Source organism: Soonwooa sp. T0.1_25, assembly GCF_057652215.1.
Window position 1 is genome coordinate 599,244 of record NZ_JBYFBZ010000001.1, and the last position, 17,170, is coordinate 616,413.

Sequence of the window (17,170 nt, forward strand, 5' to 3'; positions counted from 1 at the left end):
TTTCAGAAAACGATAATTTTGCAGCATAAAAGAAGTGCGGCTTGTTGATTTTCTCTCGAGAAGGTAGGAAAGTCCGGACACCAAAGAGCAACATAGCGGATAACATCCGTCACGCGTGAGCGTAGGACAAGTGCAACAGAAAGCAAGTACAGTTCGGCTGTAGTGAAACCAGGTAAACTCTATGTGGTGCAATGCTAAGTATATCGCCAGTTAAGGTCGGCTCGGTCGTTGGCGAGGGGTAAGCAGCTAAAGTTGCAAAGCAATTTGCAAATCAGATAAATAACAAGCGCCCTCCTAGGAGGGCACAGAATCCGGCTTATAGCACTTCTTTTATTTTAAAAATTCCTAGAAATTATATTCTCTTTCCCATTCTTCGGCAGCATTGCTTAGATCTTGATAGAATTCAGCGCCGTATTTTCTTGTTAAAGGCTCTTTTAAGAATTGATAGATTTTTACTTTTAATTCTTTCCCAAGCGTACAAGCATCATCACAAATTGGCCATTCGTGGTAGTTAAGCGCTGTGAAGGTTCTGTAATTGGTTACACGTATTGGGTAAAGGTGGCAAGAGATTGGTTTTTTCCAGTCGATAACACCGTCTTCATAAGCTTTTTCGATACCGCATTTTGTCCAACCTTTTTCGTCAAAAATAACATAAGCGCACTCCGAATTGTTGACCAAAGTTGTTACTAAATCGCCTTCGCTATCGATAACATGCGTACCTTGTTCTTCAATCGCTTTGATGCCTTCGGGTCTTAGATAAGGTTTTATTTTTGGGAAAATCTCTTTTAGGATCGGAAGTTCGTCTTCGTCCAAAGGCGCGCCTGTATCGCCATCTACACAACATGCACCTTTACATTTGGAAAGGTTACATACAAATTCTTCAGAAAAAATATCTTCAGAAATTAATTTATCTTCTAACTGAATCATGTCTAAATATGAAATATAAATGGTGCTATTTTAAAAATAAATAATGACACCAAAATTAACCAAACGCCAACTTCTTGCATCCAATATTTGGGAAGAAATTTTAACATTCGGCTTAGGATAATTGTCACGGGAAGTGCTAAAACCAAAAGCATTTTGTAATTAGTTCCCATGTACAAAATTACGGATATTAATAATGCTAAAGAAAAAAGTAGTAAAAATGTGTATTTGTATTTACTGGTGGGACTTTTTTCATTAAAATGTTTAAAATGGTCCATAATACCATAGATTACCATAAGTATTATCGGGCTTATAAATAGCAAATTCGTGAATTTATCAACAAGTTTAAACTCTTTTGTAAAAGGGAAATAATCAGGATCCCAACTTCTGTAATCAATCCAATACATCATGCTGAAATAAGCGATTAAAACCAATAGTGCACCGAAAATTAATCTAAATAGGTTAGCAAGAGCTTTTCCCGATGTTACAAAAACATGGATAATAACAAAAAATATCATCGGCCAAAATATCGGCAGAAAAAGATAATTAAGGCATAATAATGCACCTACTAAAAGATATGAACCTTTGCGGAGCTTGTCGCTAGTTGAGGTCAAGATTAAAAGCAAAAAAGAGTTAATTAACAAGGTGATTGCTAGACCGATGCTAAGGTCGCCTGGATAGAATGCAAATACAAAAAATGTGTATAAAAACAACGGCAAATGCGTTTGATAAGTCAGATCGAGCTTATTAAACAAAAAATATCCCAACGAAATCCCAGCGAAAGTGATAACCGCTGATACCGCATCCAACCTGTTGATATCCATCGCGTTAAATGCAATGATGATCAGCGATAAAAAACCAATGTAAACAGGAATTGAAAAAATATTGCTTTCTTTAGAAAGTAATCGAAACATTTTTTATAAATTTGTGCAAAGTTAATTTAAAAAAAGAAGAGCAATGACATCTTTCTGGTTATTCTTAGGTAGTGTTTTCAAGTGGACTTTTGGGTTCTTTGATTTTGCAGGTAATTTCCTAAACTGGGTACTATTTATCGTAGCATCTGGATTTTTCATTTATTGGTGCTATATTTTGGTAGTTACTTTAGGTGGTGATAAGGATAAAGAGTATCATTCTGAAACAGAAGGTAAATTCCCTTACTACGATCCAAAACTTTACAAGAACGAAGGTTAAATAAATTGATTATATTAAATATAAGCCCACATTATCATAATGTGGGCTTTATTTTATTAAAAGATAATGATCTTATTTTTCTTTTCTACAAGGGACTACAACAACTGGGACGTTAGCATTTTTAGTTAAATCTTTAGTTAGTGATCCAACAAAAACATCGTAGATTCCGCTTCTGCCGTGTGATCCCATTACGATATAATCGCCAGTTTTTTCAGTAACATAATCCATTATCACTTCCGATGCGTTGCCTTGTTTCAGGATGTGCGATGCGTCAACATCGTGAGCAATAATATATTGCTCGAGTCTATTGAGTTCTTTCAGTTCATATTTTAACTCGTTTTCCTCAACTTCTGGAAAGTATTGGTAACCCATATCGCTTATTACAAATCCAATGTCAGTCGGACTTACATGGATGAGGTGGATTTTGGCATTAACATCTTTTGCGAAAGAAATGGCATAATCTATAAGTTTTTCTGTGCTATCAGAAAAGTCAATGGGAAGGATAATATTTTTCATGACTATAATTTTCAGGTTAATGATTATCTTAAAGATAGGATGCTAATTCGAAATTAATAATTCAATAATATTAATTTTAAATCCATCTTTTACTCTTCTATAAAGATAAGAATTTTAAATTAAAGTTCTACTGAATGCGTAATGATAAAAGTTTCTTGTCCTCCAAAAATCCCTCTAGAATATCATTTTCTTCTACTTTGCCGACACCTTTTGGCGTTCCTGTAAAGATTAAATCACCAACTCTTAACGTGAAATATTGTGACGCAAAAGCGATAATACTATCGATATCAAAAATCATCTCCTTTGTATTTCCGTTTTGGACTTTTTCGCCGTTTTTTGTTAAAGAAAAATTTAATGATGCTAAATCATAATTGCTTTTATTAACGAAATCTGTAACGACAGCAGAACCATCAAATCCTTTGGCAAGTTCCCAAGGAAGGCCTTTTGCTTTTAGTTCGCTTTGTAAATCGCGTGCTGTGAAGTCAATGCCCAAGCCTACTTCTTCATAATGTTTACTTGCATTTTCCTTTTGAATGTATTTGCCGCCTTTTGATATTTTAACAACAACTTCCAATTCATAATGCATGTCGTTACTAAATTCGGGAATGTAGAAATCGGAATCTTTTTTCAGAACTGCCGTATCTGGTTTAATAAAAATTACAGGATTTTCTGGCACTTCATTGCCAAGTTCTTTAGCGTGTTCGGAATAGTTTCGACCTATGCAAATAATTTTCATGTCTTAATTTTAAGTTTAATTAAAATAAAAAAGCAAGATTAAAACTTGCTCATTAATTGAATTTTCGTCCATATTTTCTTGGTGTACAATGGGAAGTCAGCATTTTGCAGCCATCCATAATAACCGTGATCTTTTTGGAAAACACTTTTCACCGTTTGTCCTTTGTATTTTCCGAAGTTAAAAATTTCTTCATTCTTGTCATTAAAACCGATAAAACCTGCTAAATCTGCGTTTTTTTGATGATAAGAATATTCACTTAGACCTAAAATATCATTCGGAAGATCATCGTATTTACCAATTTGCGCATCCAAAACTTCAAAAGTTGCTAAAGTATCAGCCTCAGCAGAATGGGCATTTTCTAAGGTTTTTCCACAATAGAATTGATAAGCAGCGCCAAGATTACGAGGTTCTTTTTTGAAAAAAATCGTTTGTGCATCAACAAATTTATGTTTTGTTAAATCGAAATCCATCCCAGCACGTAATAATTCTTCCGCCAAAACAGGAATGTCAAAACGATTAGAGTTGAAGCCTCCCAAGTCTGAATCTTTTATCATTTCTAAAACTTTGGGTGCAATATCTTTAAAGATTGGCGCATTCATCACGTCTTTGTCGTAGATGCCGTGTACCAAACTCGCAGGTTCTGGAATCGGCATGCCGGGATTTACAAGCCAAGTTTTGGTTTCTTTGGATGCGTCGGGATTAACTTTTAGAATCGAAATTTCTACAATTCTGTCTGTCGATACGTTGGTGCCTGTTGTTTCGAGATCGAAAACACAAAGCGGTTTATGCAGTTTTAAATTCATTTTTGTTTATTTAAGATTTACAATTTTTTATTGAGATTTATGAATGTCAAATGTTGAACTTCAAATCTCAAATTTAATTTAACTATTTAAGCTGTTTCTGAAATACTAAAGAAATCAAAATATAATACACAACCAAAAGCGGAATTGCATTAACGCCTAAAACTATTAATAAAATAATACCACCAATTAATAATGCAACTTTTGGATAATTGTCTTCTAGTTTCATCGATTTAAATTTCATCGAAATCATCTTAATTGGACTTATCAAAAGCCAACTACAAAGTGTCGTCAATATTAATAAAACTGCTGGTGATAGCAGATTTTTTAATTGTTCTACGTTAAAAAATCCTGAGGTCGAATGTTGTTGAGCGATATAATATAATCCAAAAAGAAAAACGGTATTAGTTGGCGTATTAAGACCTTTGAAATAATATTTTTGGTCTTCGTCCAGATTGAAAATAGCCAATCGCAAACAAGAGAAAAGCGTTACAAAAAAGCCTAAGTATTTTAATTCAAAAGGGAAATCGATTCCAAAAGCAGTATTGCCATAAGTTTCCAAAAACTTGTAAAGAACAACGCCTGGCAAAAATCCGAAACTTACCATATCGGCCAAAGAATCCAACTGGACGCCAAGATCGCTATTAGATTTAAGCGCTCGTGCAACAAAACCATCGAAGAAATCCAATACCAACGAAATTATAATGCAGAGCGCAGTCGTCTGGTAGTCGTTGTTCAACAAATGGATGATCCCGACGCAGCCAGAGAACAAGTTGCCAAGCGTAAAGGCGTTGGCAAGGTTATTTTTAATGAAGTTCATAGCGCAAAAGTACAAAATATTGATATTGGGCAATGACAATTTGTAAGAAGAAAAGTCAGGAAATACTTACTGAACATGTAAAAAATGTATTTTTGCAAGATGAAAGAAATAAGATGGCAGGAGTTTTTAATCCTGATGTATCGCCTTTTTTTGGTTTACTTTTTTTATCAAATTGCGAGATTTTTGTTTTGGTTTTTTAACCGAGACTTGCTAAAAATCAATAGCATTGGTGATTATTTTAATATTGCTTATCACGGGACAGCCTTCGATACGACCGCGATTTTGTATGTCAATTCGGTGTTTATATTGTTGAGTTTAATTCCAATAATTGTTAATTCAAAAGCGGGATATCAGAAGTTTTTATTTTGGTGGTATTTTATCACAAATGGGATTGCGTTTTCTTTCAATTTTGGAGATTTCGTTTATTTCAGATTTAGTCAGTCACGTTTAACCTCTTCGGTGCTTTCTGTAGTTGAGCACGAAAGTAATTTAACCCAGGTTTTTTTGAATTCAACGATTCAGAATCCGATGGTTTTGATAAGTTTTGTGTTATGTATGGCGCTTTGGATCTTTTTATATAGACGCGTTAAAGTCCAATATCGCAAACCACATAATCTAGTGGTATATTTTGTGTCGAGTATTTTGATATTGTGCGGAACTGCAGTTTTGGTCGTAGGTGGTATTCGCGGTGATTTTAGACATAGCACGCGACCGATTAATTTGGTGGACGCAAATAAGTATGTCAAGAATCCAACCTTAGCCAATGTTGTTCTTAACAGTGTTTTTTCGTTTTTTAGAACAATCAATACGAATAGTTTTAAAATTGTTCATTTCGTTGATGATGTCTTTATTGAAAAGGAAATTCAGCCGTACAAAAACTATAAACGACATGTTGAATCGCGACCTAATGTTGTTATTTTTATTGTTGAAAGTTTCGGGAAAGAATATTCTGGCGCATTTAATAAAGAAACAAATATTAAAGATTATGTGTCGTATACGCCTTTTGTAGACAGTTTGGCACAGCATAGTTTGATTTTTACTAATGCCTTTGCTAATGGTCGCCAGTCGATTCATGGGATGAGTTCTGTGTTGGCGGGGATTCCGAGTTTGACGGATGCTTTTACGTCGTCGCCATATTCTAATCAAAAAATTCAGTCGATTGTTTCTGTCGCTAATGACTTGGGTTACGACACAAGTTTTTATCACGGAGCACCCAATGGCTCGATGGGCTTTTTAGGATTCGGAAATATTTTAGGTTTTAAACATTATTTCGGAAAAGACGAATATAATAATGATAAAGATTTTGATGGGATTTGGTCAATTTGGGATGAACCGTTTTTTCAGTATTTTGCCAATAATATAGGGTCTCATCAACCTTTTTTGTCGACAATTTTTACAGCATCTTCGCATGATCCTTTTAAGATTCCTGAACACTATAAAGGGAAATTTAGAAAGGGACCTTTGGCGATACATGAGCCAATCCAATACACGGACATGTCTCTAAAAAAATTCTTTGAAACCGCTTCTAAAAAACCTTGGTATCAAAACACTATTTTTGTGATTACAGCAGATCATACCAATATGGTCCATTATCCAGAATATCAAAAAACAATGAATCGCTTTGCAATTCCGTTGTTGTTTTATTCACCAAATCCGAAATATAATCTTCAAGGCGTTAATAAAGATTTTGTCCAACAGATTGACATTTATCCAACTTTAGCAGATTTGATGGGTTATAATAAAACAATCCGAAGCTGGGGGAGAAGTTTGGTATCTGATAAAAACGAACCGAGCATTATTGTAAATTCTGATTCTATCCAAGAACAAATGATAATTGGAGATTTTATTTATACTTTTAATGGTAAAGAAGTAACTGGGATTTACGATAAGACGGATTTAGGATTGACCAATAATCAAATTAACAAAGCAAAATCTAAGCAACAAGAATTGGATATGATGAAAGTAAAAGCTTGGTATCAAGATTATATGAATCGAGTGATTAATAAAAAATTGTATTAGATGCATATTATTTTTTTGATCATTAATTAAAAAATACTTGTTGGTATAGAATATTTATTTATTTTTATCGAATGTTAATTTAACTTTAACAACTTCTTTATATCATAACATTGTTAATAAATTTAAAATTATGAAAAAATACATGCTTGCCTTTGCAACAATATTCATTAGTGCTATGTCTTTCGCGCAAATCGAAGGAAAATGGAAAACCATCGATGACGAAACAGGAAAAGCTAAATCTTATGTTGAGATTTTTAAAAAATCAGATGGTAAATATTACGGAAAAGTAGCTCAATTGTTAATTAAGCCAACAGATCCTAATTGCACAGGTTGTAAAGATGACCGCAAAGGAAAACCAATTTTGGGTATGGAAGTTATCCGTGGACTATCAAAAGACGGTAACGAATTTACTGGAGGGACAATCACCGACCCTAAAAATGGAAAAACTTACAAGTGTACAGTTACTAAAGATGGAGACAAGCTTAATGTAAGAGGTTACATGGGGATCTCTCTTATCGGAAGAACCCAAACTTGGCAAAAAGTAGACTAATATTACTTAAGATTTAAGATCAAAAAAAAGCAAGTTCTCAGGAGCTTGCTTTTTTATGCTATGCAAATAATAAAAAAATCTTACTTTTGTAGTCTAAAATTTTTCAATAAATGAAAGAATATACTTTTCGTGAAGTCATTGCTCAAGCTATGAGCGAGGAGATGCGCAAGGACGAATCCATATACTTAGTAGGAGAGGAGGTTGCAGAATATAACGGAGCTTACAAAGCTTCTAAAGGTATGTTGGACGAATTTGGAGCTAAAAGAATTATCGATGCGCCAATCGCAGAACTAGGTTTTTCTGGTATTGCTGTTGGATCAGCTATGAATGGGAATCGCCCAATCGTAGAATTCATGACCTTCAACTTCTCGATGGTTGCTATTGACCAGATCATCAACAACGCTGCAAAAATGTTTCAGATGAGCGGTGGACAGTGGAATGTGCCAATCGTTTTCCGTGGGCCAACAGCTTCGGCAGGTCAGTTGGGCGCGACGCACTCACAAGCTTTCGAAAGTTGGTATGCTAACTGTCCAGGACTTAAGGTAATTGTACCATCTAACCCTTACGATGCGAAAGGACTTTTGAAAACAGCAATTCAGGATAACGATCCAGTTATTTTCATGGAGTCAGAGCAAATGTATGGCGACAAAATGGAAATTCCAGAAGAAGAATATTACATCCCAATTGGGAAGGCCGATATCAAAAAAGAAGGTAAAGATGTAACTTTAGTTTCTTTCGGTAAAATCATGAAATTGGCGATGCAGGCAGCAGCAGATTTAGAAAAAGAAGGGATTTCGGTAGAGGTTATCGACCTTAGAACAGTTAGACCACTAGATTACGACACTGTTTTAGCATCTGTTAAAAAAACAAACAGATTGGTGATTTTAGAAGAAGCATGGCCATTTGGGTCAGTTGCTTCAGAAATCACATATATGGTCCAGCAGAAAGCTTTCGATTATTTGGATGCGCCAATTAAGAGAATTACGACGCCAGATGCGCCAGCACCATATTCAGCGGCATTATTTGCAGAATGGTTCCCGAAATTGGAAACTATAAAAGCTGAAATCAAAAAAGCAATGTACATCAAAGCATAAACAAGTAACTCCCGATGCTGTTGGGAGTTTTTTTATGGCGTGTCCCTTCGCTCGGTAACATTTGGTGCTTGCTTCGCTGCGCACCGTCAGTTCCTCGCTGGGGTCGCTACGTCCGCTACAATCTTTGGCTTGGCGCTCGGACAGCTCCGCTACGCTCCGCCGCCTCGCGCCAAGCCAAAGGATTTTCGCTAACATCGCTCACGCGAGATCCGTGGTTTTATTAAAATTTATTCAAAAAAATAAAATAAAATTTGTAGATTCGAAAAATAGTTCTATTTTTGCAACTCAAAATGAGATGTAAAATATGTTAATAATTCCAGTAAAAGACGGAGAGTCTATCGACAGAGCTTTAAAAAAGTACAAAAGAAAATTTGATAAAACAGGTGTTGTTCGTAAACTAAGAGCAAGACAACAATTTATCAAGCCTTCTGTAACTAACAGACAAGCTTTAGCAAAAGCAGCTCATAAACAAAGACTACAAAGCAAAGAAGAACAAGCTTAATATTCTTTTTCGCTAATCATACAATCACTCTCAAATTCGTATATTTGAGAGTGATTTTTTTTTTATATCTAACCCATTTTAGTCGATGTTAGAAAAATTCTTGGATTATATCCGTATCGAAAAGCGATATTCCGCACACACCATAACATCTTATAAAAAAGACTTAGAAGACTTTACGTCCTTTGTTTTAAAAACCGAAGCCACCGCAGATCTTCGTGATATTAGCAAGAAGGTTATTCGTAACTTTATAGTACATCTTAGCGAGAATAGACTCAGTAAGCGAAGTATCAACCGAAAGCTCTCATCCTTACGTGGTTTTTATGTTTATTTACTCAGGATTGGCGAGATTACGGTATCTCCGATGGAGAGTATCTCTTCCCTCAAATTCTATGCAGAAAAACAACAAGCCTTCTCTCAAGACGAGATGACTTTGTTGCAGGAGAAGACCGAAAGCAGATCAGCTATGTCTTTGTTAGAAAAATTGATTATTGAGACCTTGTATCAAACGGGGATGAGAAAGACAGAACTTTGCAATCTTCTTTTCGAAAACGTAGACTTTAGCAAATCAGAATTTAAGATTATTGGTAAAGGAAATAAGCAACGCGTGGTTCCTATTTCTGAAAGATTGCACCGTGACCTCCAAAATTATGCCGAAGTGCGTCGTCCTGATGCAGAAAATAAAACTTATTTTTTTATTAACAAAAAGGGCAAAAAACTCGGTGAAAGATTTGTTTATTCGGTGGTAAATAAGTACCTTAGTCTTGTTACTACAAAAGAAAAGAGAAGTCCGCATATTCTTAGACATAGCTTTGCTACACATGTTTTGAACAATGGCGCTGAAATTTCTAAAGTAAAAAAAATCTTGGGACATTCCAGTTTAGCCTCAACACAAGTCTATACCGAAGCTAATATAGAAGAATTGAAGAAGGTCTTTAACAAAGCGCACCCAAGAGCGCTAAAGAAATAGGAAGAATGTGATACACCATCACATCCATAATATTAATTTTCAAAAAAAATGTTGTTATGAAAATCACAGTTCAGGCAATGGGGTTGACACCTCACGAACCATTAGAAGAAAGAATTGAAAACAAATTAAACAAATTAGATACGTTTTATGACAAAATTGTCGAGTGTCAAGTATTCTTAAAAGTAGAAAATACTTCGAACAAAGAAAATAAAACTACCGAGCTTATCGTAAAAATTCCGGGCGACGATATCGTTGTTAAGAAGACTTGCGCTAGCTTTGAAGAAAGTCTTGATCTTTGTGCGGACACCGCTAAGAAATTGTTAATCAAGAGAAAAGAAATGGCTTAGAAAAAAGTTTGAAAAAACTTAATAAAAAATTTGGGGATTTCAATAAAACTACGTTATATTTGCACTCGCAAAACAGAACGAAAGTTTTTTGAAATCCTCAGTTTTTATAAGGCTTTGCAAAAAGTCACAAAAAAATAAAAATTAAAAAAAAACTTGAAAAAGTTTTTGGAAATAAGAAAATAAGTTTTATATTTGCAACCGCTTAACCACAGCAAGATAAGAGTTCTTAAATAGTAAATGCCTCCATAGCTCAGTTGGCCAGAGCACGTGATTTGTAATCTCGGGGTCGTGGGTTCGAATCCCTCTGGAGGCTCTATTGAAAATACTGGGGAGATTCCAGAGCGGTCAAATGGGACTGACTGTAACTCAGTTGCTTCGGCTTCGCAGGTTCGAATCCTGCTCTCCCCACGTTTTTTTAATTTTGCAAATTCAAAATTTAATTTTTAAATTTGCTCCCGTTACCAACATTTTTGGAAACAAAATTGCGGAAGTAGCTCAGTTGGTAGAGCGTCAGCCTTCCAAGCTGAATGTCGCGGGTTCGACCCCCGTCTTCCGCTCAACTAAAATCACAAACCTCTTCTGGAATGTGATTTTTTTTTATCCAAGCCGACATAGCTCAGGGGTAGAGCGCTTCCTTGGTAAGGAAGAGGTCGTGAGTTCAAATCTCATTGTTGGCTCTCTATACAAACCGCTTTTATAGCGGTTTTTTTGTTTTGCTCTTTCTTCTTAATTTTATTACTTTTACTTTGTAAAATGGATATAAAAGATTACTAAATAAATTTTTTTTACATACACTATTTCACATGCATGAAGCAAAAATGATTATTGAAATTAGATTAAGATATATTACGAACTAAAACAGAAGTAGTGGGAATTGCATGCCATATTTAAAATCATATCTACAAACAATATAAAATGAAAAAGTCTATACTATTTTTCCTTATACTATCTTCAATTGGCATTTTTAGTCAGGAAAAAGTATCAGAATTATTTGTGAGTAAAAAATTTAACCAGTTCTCATTTTTTAATTTGAAAACAAAAAGCGGTAAAACAATAGACCAGTTTTCAGAGTTGAATTTAGCATATTATAAAAATCAAGGCTCATTAGCTTTGGAAATGAATGGCAATACCTATCCTTTACAAATAGAAAAAATAGAAAAAGATAAGCAAGGTGTTTATAGTGTAATAGGAATAGATAATGAAGGTATAAGTAGGACTTACCAACTTCAATATGTAGGAGAAAAATTAATATATTTTATTTTTGATAATCCAGATTCGGATAATCCAGAAGAAGTTATTTTGTTATACGTTAAAATCTAAATTATATGAAAAAATATTTACTACTTACATTTATGATCGTGTCGGGGTTTGTCTTTGGGCAATTTACAATTAACCAAGAGGAAGGATTGACAGATTTCGTGATTACAAATGTTCCTGAAAAAAAACAAAGTGAAATTTATAGTAAATCAAAAGAGTGGATTGAAAGAACTTTTAAAAATCCTGACTTTGTAACTAAAGGCGATATTGTTAACGACTACATAAGATTTGAAACAGTTGATAAAAATTATTTTTGCCAAAATGATAAAAACCAACTTTTATTCAATTGTTATACAGTGAAGTCTGTTGTTGAATTATCATTTAAAGATGGCAGATATAAATTTGATGTTTTAAGTACATCAATGTTGGTTCCAAGATTTGGTGGTGGGGTTGAATATATGGAAATAGATTTCAAAGATAAGACGTATTATAAAAAAGATAAATCGGTTAGATCATCAGTCGAAAAATTATTTAGGCTTATCCCAAAATACTATAATTCTATGAATGGGGATTTGTCAAATTATATTGCAAAAGGAATTGAAAAAAATGACAATTGGTAACCTAATTTTCACACTATATTCACACCACTACAAAACCTTTAAAAAAGGTTTGCGTTTTTAGTGAAGATTTAAACTAATCAAAATCCTAAAATAATACTAGGATTTTTTTTATGTCTTTATTTTTCGTTAATTTTCAGAAAAATTTTTTGGATGAAGGTATTAATTCTCGAAGATGACTTGGTGTTATCAGAAGAGCTTGCTAAGTTTTTGACAGCTAACGATTTTACTTGTGATAAGGTCTATGATGGCGAAGCATTTTTAGATCAAGCCAAAATGCAACATTATGATTTTTTTCTTCTAGACATTAATGTTCCTAAAATTAATGGGCTAGAAGTCTGCGAGACGATACGTTCTTACGACAAAACAACGCCTATCATTATCTTGTCTGCTTACGGGGATTTATCAGATAAAAAAGATGCTTATAGCCGTTTGGCGGACGATTATCTAGTTAAGCCTTTTCAGTTTGAAGAATTGTTACTGCGCATTAACTCTTTGTTGCGTAGAAAAGTGTCTACGGATACGCCTTCTGAAGATGTCATCATAATTGGTGATCTTAAGATTAACAAAGCTGATCACAAAGTTTTTCGCGGAAATCAAGAAATTAACTTAACAGTTAAAGAATTTCAACTTTTGGTTTTCTTAGCAGAAGCGCAAGGTCGCACAGTGTCTAAGCAGCAGATAACCGAACAAGTGTGGGAGCATAATTTTAGTACGAATACCAATACTGTAGAAGTTTACATTAATTTTTTAAGAAAGAAAATCGATAAAGATTTCCCTGTTAAATTGATCCATACGCGTTCTGGCTTTGGCTATTATCTTAGCCTTGTACAATAGATGACTCTAAAACGAAAGATAGCGCTTAATCTAAGTATCGCCTTTTCAATTTTATTTGGGTTGGTAATGATTGTTATTTATATTCTTTTTAATGGTTTTAGAAAAGAAGAATTTAAAGAGCGATTCAGAAAGCGACTTGATTTTACAATTACTTTTATTGAAAAGTCTAAAAACTTTGAGGAAGAAGCGCCTTTGTTTTTTGATGAAAATTCTGATAACGTGTTGCTTAATGAGCAGATTCTTATTTTTAATGCTAAAAGAGAACTAATCTACAGCACGATTAAAGATCGGAAGGTGAGTTGGGACAGCCGGATTTTGGACGACTTGGAAAATAAGAAAATTATCTACGACGAAAGTGCTTCTCCCGAAATCTACGCGGCGCTTCGTGAGATTAATAACACCAAATATTACATTTTAACAACAGCGGTTGATGTTAATGGTAACTCGAAATTGTTGTTTCTTAAATATCTTTTGATTTTTTCCTACGCAGTTAGTTTGCTTATTCTTTGGCTGTTTTGTTACAATATCGTTGGGAAGTTTTTGAAACCGCTTGAAGAACTTAACGCTCAAGTTTCGGATATTACGGCGCACAAATTAACCAATCAAATACCAGAGCAGAATTTTAAAGACGAAATAAGTGTGTTGACAAGGTCTTTTAATACGATGATTAAACGGCTTAATGATGTTTTCCAATCACAAAGAGATTTTACGGCAAGTGCCTCGCACGAGATCAGAACGCCGTTGACGAGGATGTCTTTTCAGTTGGAGAATTTAATAAAGCTTCAAAAACATGATGATGAAGTTTTAGCATCGTTAAAGAGGATGCACACCGACGTCCATCAATTGTCTGATTTAACGAATTCGCTGTTGCTATTAACCAAATTTGATAAAGAAAACATCCGAAGTATTTTCGAACTTGTGAGAATTGACGAAGTCGTGTTTGATGCTTTTGCAAATGTTGAAAGTAACTTTCCAGAATTGCAGATGGATTTCGAAATTTTGGATAGTATCGACGATCTCGATATTTTAGAACTTCGTGGTGTTAAGTCGCTTTTAGAAATTGTTTTTATTAATTTATTGAAAAACGCAGCCATCTATTCCGAAGATCAAAAGGCTAGTGTGGACATTTTGCAAATCGATAATCGTTTGGTTGTAGATGTTTGTTCTAAAGGAAAAACGCTTAGCGAAGAAGAGCAATCTCGATTGTACGAAGCTTTTATGCGAGGTGACAATACGCAAAACAAATCTGGCTCTGGACTTGGACTTCGCATTACTAAACGAATTCTGGAATATCATAACGCCGATATTTATTACATCGCAAAATCCGAAAACGAAAATCTCTTCAGAATTACATTTTAGATTTAAGTTGTTTTATACTTTTTCATGACTTTTTCTAAATTTTCCCAAAAAGAACACCTCTTTTTATTTCTAAAATTAACTAATGTTCATTCTATTGATTTTGTATTTTAATTTGTTTTAAATCAGATTGTTGGGTACGGATTTGTTTAGTCGTAATTAAATAATTTAATGTTTTTTTAATTGAATTTTAAGGAGGTTTTAATTTGAGAAGTGCTCTTTTGTCTCAAAGCCTATGAGATGAGATATGTAAAAAGCTTAATTTTTGTGTTCAGTGGCCTATTTGGAGCCCAACAAAAACTGACTCTCGCAGACTGTGAAGTCGCCTTTCAAAAAAACAATTTGCAACTATTAGCAGAGCAATACAATCTGAGTATGGCAGATGCTGATATTGTACAGTCAAAGATTTGGCCGTTACCCGAACTTAGTTTGCAAGTCAACGCTTACAATCCTGAGGACAAAAAAGTATTTGATGCTGCACATTCGAAAAGTGTGAGCGTGTCGCAACTTATTTTCCTTGGTGGTAAAAAGAAAAACGAAATCGCTTTTGCAAAGTCAAATAAAGAATTGTCGATGTTACAGTTCAATCAATTGTTGGTTGATCTTAAAGCGCAGCTGAGAGTTGCTTTTTTCAGTCTTTATTTCGAAAACAAGAAACTAGAAAATGTCCAACATCAGCTTGGCTACATGGAAGAACTTTTGGCAGCTTACAATGTTCAAGTTAAAAAAGGCAATATTTCTTTAAAAGACAAAGTGCGTTTGCAAAGTTTCGTCATTCAATTAAATAATGATAAAATCGCGTCTAATAACGAGATATTAGCACTTCAAAAGACCCTAAAAGTTTTAACAGGGATTTTCGAAGATATAACGCCAGATGTCGAATCTCTTGATGCTGCGCAACTTCTCGATCTTTCAACAGCTGATGATCTGGAACAGATTAAATCCAAGGCTATCACTCATAATGCCGACTATCAGTACGCTCTACGTTTGATAGACAATGCGAAACTCTATGCGCAATGGCAAAAGTCGCTCAATGTTCCCGATGTTAATCTTGGTGCGGCTTGGGATCAAAACGGAGGAACTTTCAGAAATGAATTCAATCTAAATGTTGGTATTCCGATTCCGCTTTGGAAAAGTAATACAGGAAATGTTGACAAAGCCAACTTTGCGATTCAACAAAATCAAAAGAATGCAGAGTTTCAAAAGTTGGATTTAGAAACACAAGTCGCGTCGTCTTATAACACTTGGAAGAATAATTACGACCAATTAAAAAGCATTACCGAGGAAGATATCAAAGATCTACACGCCGTGTATAATGGCATGTTGAAGAATTTTAGAAATTCTAACATCAGCCTTATTGAGTTCACCGACTTTATGGACAGTTATCGCGAGACGATGCTACAACTTTACGATATGCGAAGACAAGTTATTTTGTCAGCCGAGCAATTAAATCAATTAGTACAAACAAAAATTTTCTATTAATCATGAAAAAGTTAATCATTATTCCAACGGTTGTTATTGGTCTTTTTTCTTGTTCTAAAAACGAGAAAGACGTCAAAGCGCCGATACAGAAAGGATTTGAACTTAGTAATACAATGTATGCAACCACCAAATTCGCAAAAGTTGAAAAGAAATTTATAGAAAACGAAATCAGTTTTTTTGGAAAAATTGCTGCCGACAAAAACAATTACATCGATGTGTTTCCTTTGGTTGGCGGTAATGTCTTGAGTGTTAATGCAGAACTTGGCGACTATGTCCGAAAAGGACAAGTTTTGGCGACTATTAGAAGTACAGAGCTTGCGGAAGTTCAGAAGGATGTTAGCGATGCAAAAACCGATTTGGTGGTGGCGCAAAATAATCTTCGTGTGGCTAAAGAAATGTACGAAGGCAAACTAACCACAGAAAAGGATGTGCTGGAAGCTAAAAGTCAAGTGAAAAAAGCACAAGATCAAATGCAACGCGCCAATGCTGTTAGTACGGTTTACAATGTTAAAAAAGGAAATATTTATTCAGTTCTGGCCCCGATTAGCGGTTACATCGTTCATAAAGATATCAATAAAGATATGCAATTGCGAAGCGACAGAAGTGAAAATATTTTTGATGTAGCGAATACCAAAGAGGTTTGGGCGATTATGAACATCAATGAAGCTGATATTGATAAAATCCATTTGGGTATGAAAGCGGAAGTTTCGACTTTGACATATCCTGACAAAACTTTCTTCGGTAAAATTGACAAAATTTTTAAAATCATTGATCCAAATACCAATGCGATGCAAGCCAAAGTCATTTTGGATAATTCTGACGGTCTACTTATTCCAGATAGTAAAGCAACGATAAAAGTGACTTCTACCGATAGTACGACTGCTCTTGCGGTTCCTTCCAAAGCGGTGATTTATGATGACAACCGCTATTTTGTTGTGGTTTTTAAATCAAGAACTAACATCAAAGTCAAAGAGGTTAAAATTCTTAAACAAGTTGGCGAAGTCACTTACATTTCCGAAGGCGTTGCCGAAGGCGAAGAAGTGATAACCAATAATCAGCTTTTAATCTATCGATCATTAATTGTTTAGAAATTTGATTTAAACTTTCTTTTCATTTTTCTCTTTTTTTGAAAGCATTTAGAGCAATTATTTCTAA

At 34.5% G+C, this 17,170-nt stretch carries 19 protein-coding genes, 4 tRNA genes and 1 other RNA gene; 18 read left to right on the plus strand and 6 right to left on the minus strand.

Annotated features, from left to right (window positions below; all coding sequences use genetic code 11):
- Positions 1-28: 28 nt before the first annotated feature.
- Positions 29-335, plus strand: an RNA gene (gene rnpB, locus AC23MB_RS02910) — RNase P RNA component class A.
- Positions 336-345: 10 nt separating this feature from the next.
- On the opposite strand, the gene AC23MB_RS02915 is transcribed toward rnpB, so the two are convergent.
- Together AC23MB_RS02915 and AC23MB_RS02920 are read right to left on the minus strand one after the other, a co-directional pair.
- Positions 346-927 (minus strand): DUF3109 family protein, encoded by a 582-nt coding sequence (locus AC23MB_RS02915; protein ID WP_374328978.1) that lies wholly within the window; start codon positions 925-927, stop codon positions 346-348.
- Positions 928-929: 2 nt separating this feature from the next.
- Positions 930-1,838 (minus strand): DUF6427 family protein, encoded by a 909-nt coding sequence (locus AC23MB_RS02920; RefSeq protein ID WP_487786480.1) that lies wholly within the window; start codon positions 1,836-1,838, stop codon positions 930-932.
- Positions 1,839-1,881: 43 nt separating this feature from the next.
- Here AC23MB_RS02920 and AC23MB_RS02925 point away from each other — a divergent pair, with 43 nt between their 5' ends.
- Complete coding sequence (locus AC23MB_RS02925) at positions 1,882-2,115, plus strand: hypothetical protein (protein ID WP_079667273.1); 234 nt, start codon at positions 1,882-1,884, stop codon at positions 2,113-2,115.
- 72 nt (positions 2,116-2,187) lie between these two features.
- Here AC23MB_RS02925 and AC23MB_RS02930 read toward each other — a convergent pair whose 3' ends face one another.
- The 4 genes from AC23MB_RS02930 to AC23MB_RS02945 form a co-directional block, all read right to left on the minus strand.
- On the minus strand, positions 2,188-2,631 hold the full coding sequence (locus AC23MB_RS02930; RefSeq protein ID WP_409508549.1) for a universal stress protein: 444 nt from the start codon (positions 2,629-2,631) through the stop codon (positions 2,188-2,190).
- Positions 2,632-2,758: 127 nt separating this feature from the next.
- A complete protein-coding gene (locus tag AC23MB_RS02935; RefSeq protein WP_431412942.1) occupies positions 2,759-3,367 on the minus strand; it encodes a fumarylacetoacetate hydrolase family protein in 609 nt (202 codons plus the stop codon).
- A 38-nt stretch (positions 3,368-3,405) separates the two neighbouring features.
- Entirely contained in the window at positions 3,406-4,170 is a 765-nt protein-coding gene (locus AC23MB_RS02940; RefSeq protein ID WP_079667276.1) for a 3'-5' exonuclease, read from the minus strand.
- An 82-nt stretch (positions 4,171-4,252) separates the two neighbouring features.
- Entirely contained in the window at positions 4,253-4,987 is a 735-nt protein-coding gene (locus tag AC23MB_RS02945) for a CDP-alcohol phosphatidyltransferase family protein (protein ID WP_487786481.1), read from the minus strand.
- Between the two features lie 99 nt (positions 4,988-5,086).
- On the opposite strand from AC23MB_RS02945, the gene AC23MB_RS02950 reads away from it, so the two are divergent.
- From AC23MB_RS02950 to AC23MB_RS03025, 16 genes are all read left to right on the plus strand, one after another.
- A complete protein-coding gene (locus AC23MB_RS02950; protein WP_487786482.1) occupies positions 5,087-7,006 on the plus strand; it encodes an LTA synthase family protein in 1,920 nt (639 codons plus the stop codon).
- A 130-nt stretch (positions 7,007-7,136) separates the two neighbouring features.
- Complete coding sequence (locus tag AC23MB_RS02955; RefSeq protein ID WP_409508544.1) at positions 7,137-7,556, plus strand: DUF2147 domain-containing protein; 420 nt, start codon at positions 7,137-7,139, stop codon at positions 7,554-7,556.
- A gap of 110 nt (positions 7,557-7,666) precedes the next feature.
- Positions 7,667-8,650 (plus strand): pyruvate dehydrogenase complex E1 component subunit beta, encoded by a 984-nt coding sequence (locus tag AC23MB_RS02960; protein ID WP_409508543.1) that lies wholly within the window; start codon positions 7,667-7,669, stop codon positions 8,648-8,650.
- A 304-nt stretch (positions 8,651-8,954) separates the two neighbouring features.
- On the plus strand, positions 8,955-9,152 hold the full coding sequence (gene rpsU / locus AC23MB_RS02965; protein ID WP_079667281.1) for a 30S ribosomal protein S21: 198 nt from the start codon (positions 8,955-8,957) through the stop codon (positions 9,150-9,152).
- Positions 9,153-9,237: 85 nt separating this feature from the next.
- Complete coding sequence (locus AC23MB_RS02970; protein WP_487786483.1) at positions 9,238-10,119, plus strand: tyrosine-type recombinase/integrase; 882 nt, start codon at positions 9,238-9,240, stop codon at positions 10,117-10,119.
- Between the two features lie 56 nt (positions 10,120-10,175).
- Positions 10,176-10,466: an HPF/RaiA family ribosome-associated protein gene (locus tag AC23MB_RS02975; RefSeq protein ID WP_313030074.1), complete on the plus strand. Its 291-nt coding sequence runs from the start codon at positions 10,176-10,178 to the stop codon at positions 10,464-10,466.
- 239 nt (positions 10,467-10,705) lie between these two features.
- A tRNA-Thr gene (locus AC23MB_RS02980) sits at positions 10,706-10,779 on the plus strand.
- A gap of 14 nt (positions 10,780-10,793) precedes the next feature.
- Positions 10,794-10,874, plus strand: a tRNA-Tyr gene (locus AC23MB_RS02985).
- 76 nt (positions 10,875-10,950) lie between these two features.
- Positions 10,951-11,023: transfer RNA gene (locus AC23MB_RS02990), tRNA-Gly, on the plus strand.
- A 48-nt stretch (positions 11,024-11,071) separates the two neighbouring features.
- A tRNA-Thr gene (locus AC23MB_RS02995) sits at positions 11,072-11,143 on the plus strand.
- A gap of 238 nt (positions 11,144-11,381) precedes the next feature.
- The gene (locus tag AC23MB_RS03000; RefSeq protein WP_312323033.1) at positions 11,382-11,786 is read left to right on the plus strand and encodes a hypothetical protein; all 405 of its coding nucleotides are present in this window, start codon (positions 11,382-11,384) and stop codon (positions 11,784-11,786) included.
- Between the two features lie 5 nt (positions 11,787-11,791).
- Positions 11,792-12,343 carry a hypothetical protein gene (locus AC23MB_RS03005; RefSeq protein WP_487786484.1) on the plus strand — a complete coding sequence of 184 codons (552 nt, stop codon included), beginning with the start codon at positions 11,792-11,794 and terminating at the stop codon, positions 12,341-12,343.
- 150 nt (positions 12,344-12,493) lie between these two features.
- Positions 12,494-13,177, plus strand: a complete 684-nt coding sequence (locus AC23MB_RS03010; protein ID WP_313030067.1) for a response regulator transcription factor — start codon at positions 12,494-12,496, stop codon at positions 13,175-13,177.
- The gene (locus AC23MB_RS03015) at positions 13,178-14,536 is read left to right on the plus strand and encodes a HAMP domain-containing sensor histidine kinase (RefSeq protein WP_487786485.1); all 1,359 of its coding nucleotides are present in this window, start codon (positions 13,178-13,180) and stop codon (positions 14,534-14,536) included.
- A 339-nt stretch (positions 14,537-14,875) separates the two neighbouring features.
- Positions 14,876-16,015, plus strand: a complete 1,140-nt coding sequence (locus AC23MB_RS03020; protein WP_487786486.1) for a TolC family protein — start codon at positions 14,876-14,878, stop codon at positions 16,013-16,015.
- A gap of 2 nt (positions 16,016-16,017) precedes the next feature.
- On the plus strand, positions 16,018-17,103 hold the full coding sequence (locus AC23MB_RS03025) for an efflux RND transporter periplasmic adaptor subunit (protein WP_487786487.1): 1,086 nt from the start codon (positions 16,018-16,020) through the stop codon (positions 17,101-17,103).
- Positions 17,104-17,170: the final 67 nt, after the last annotated feature.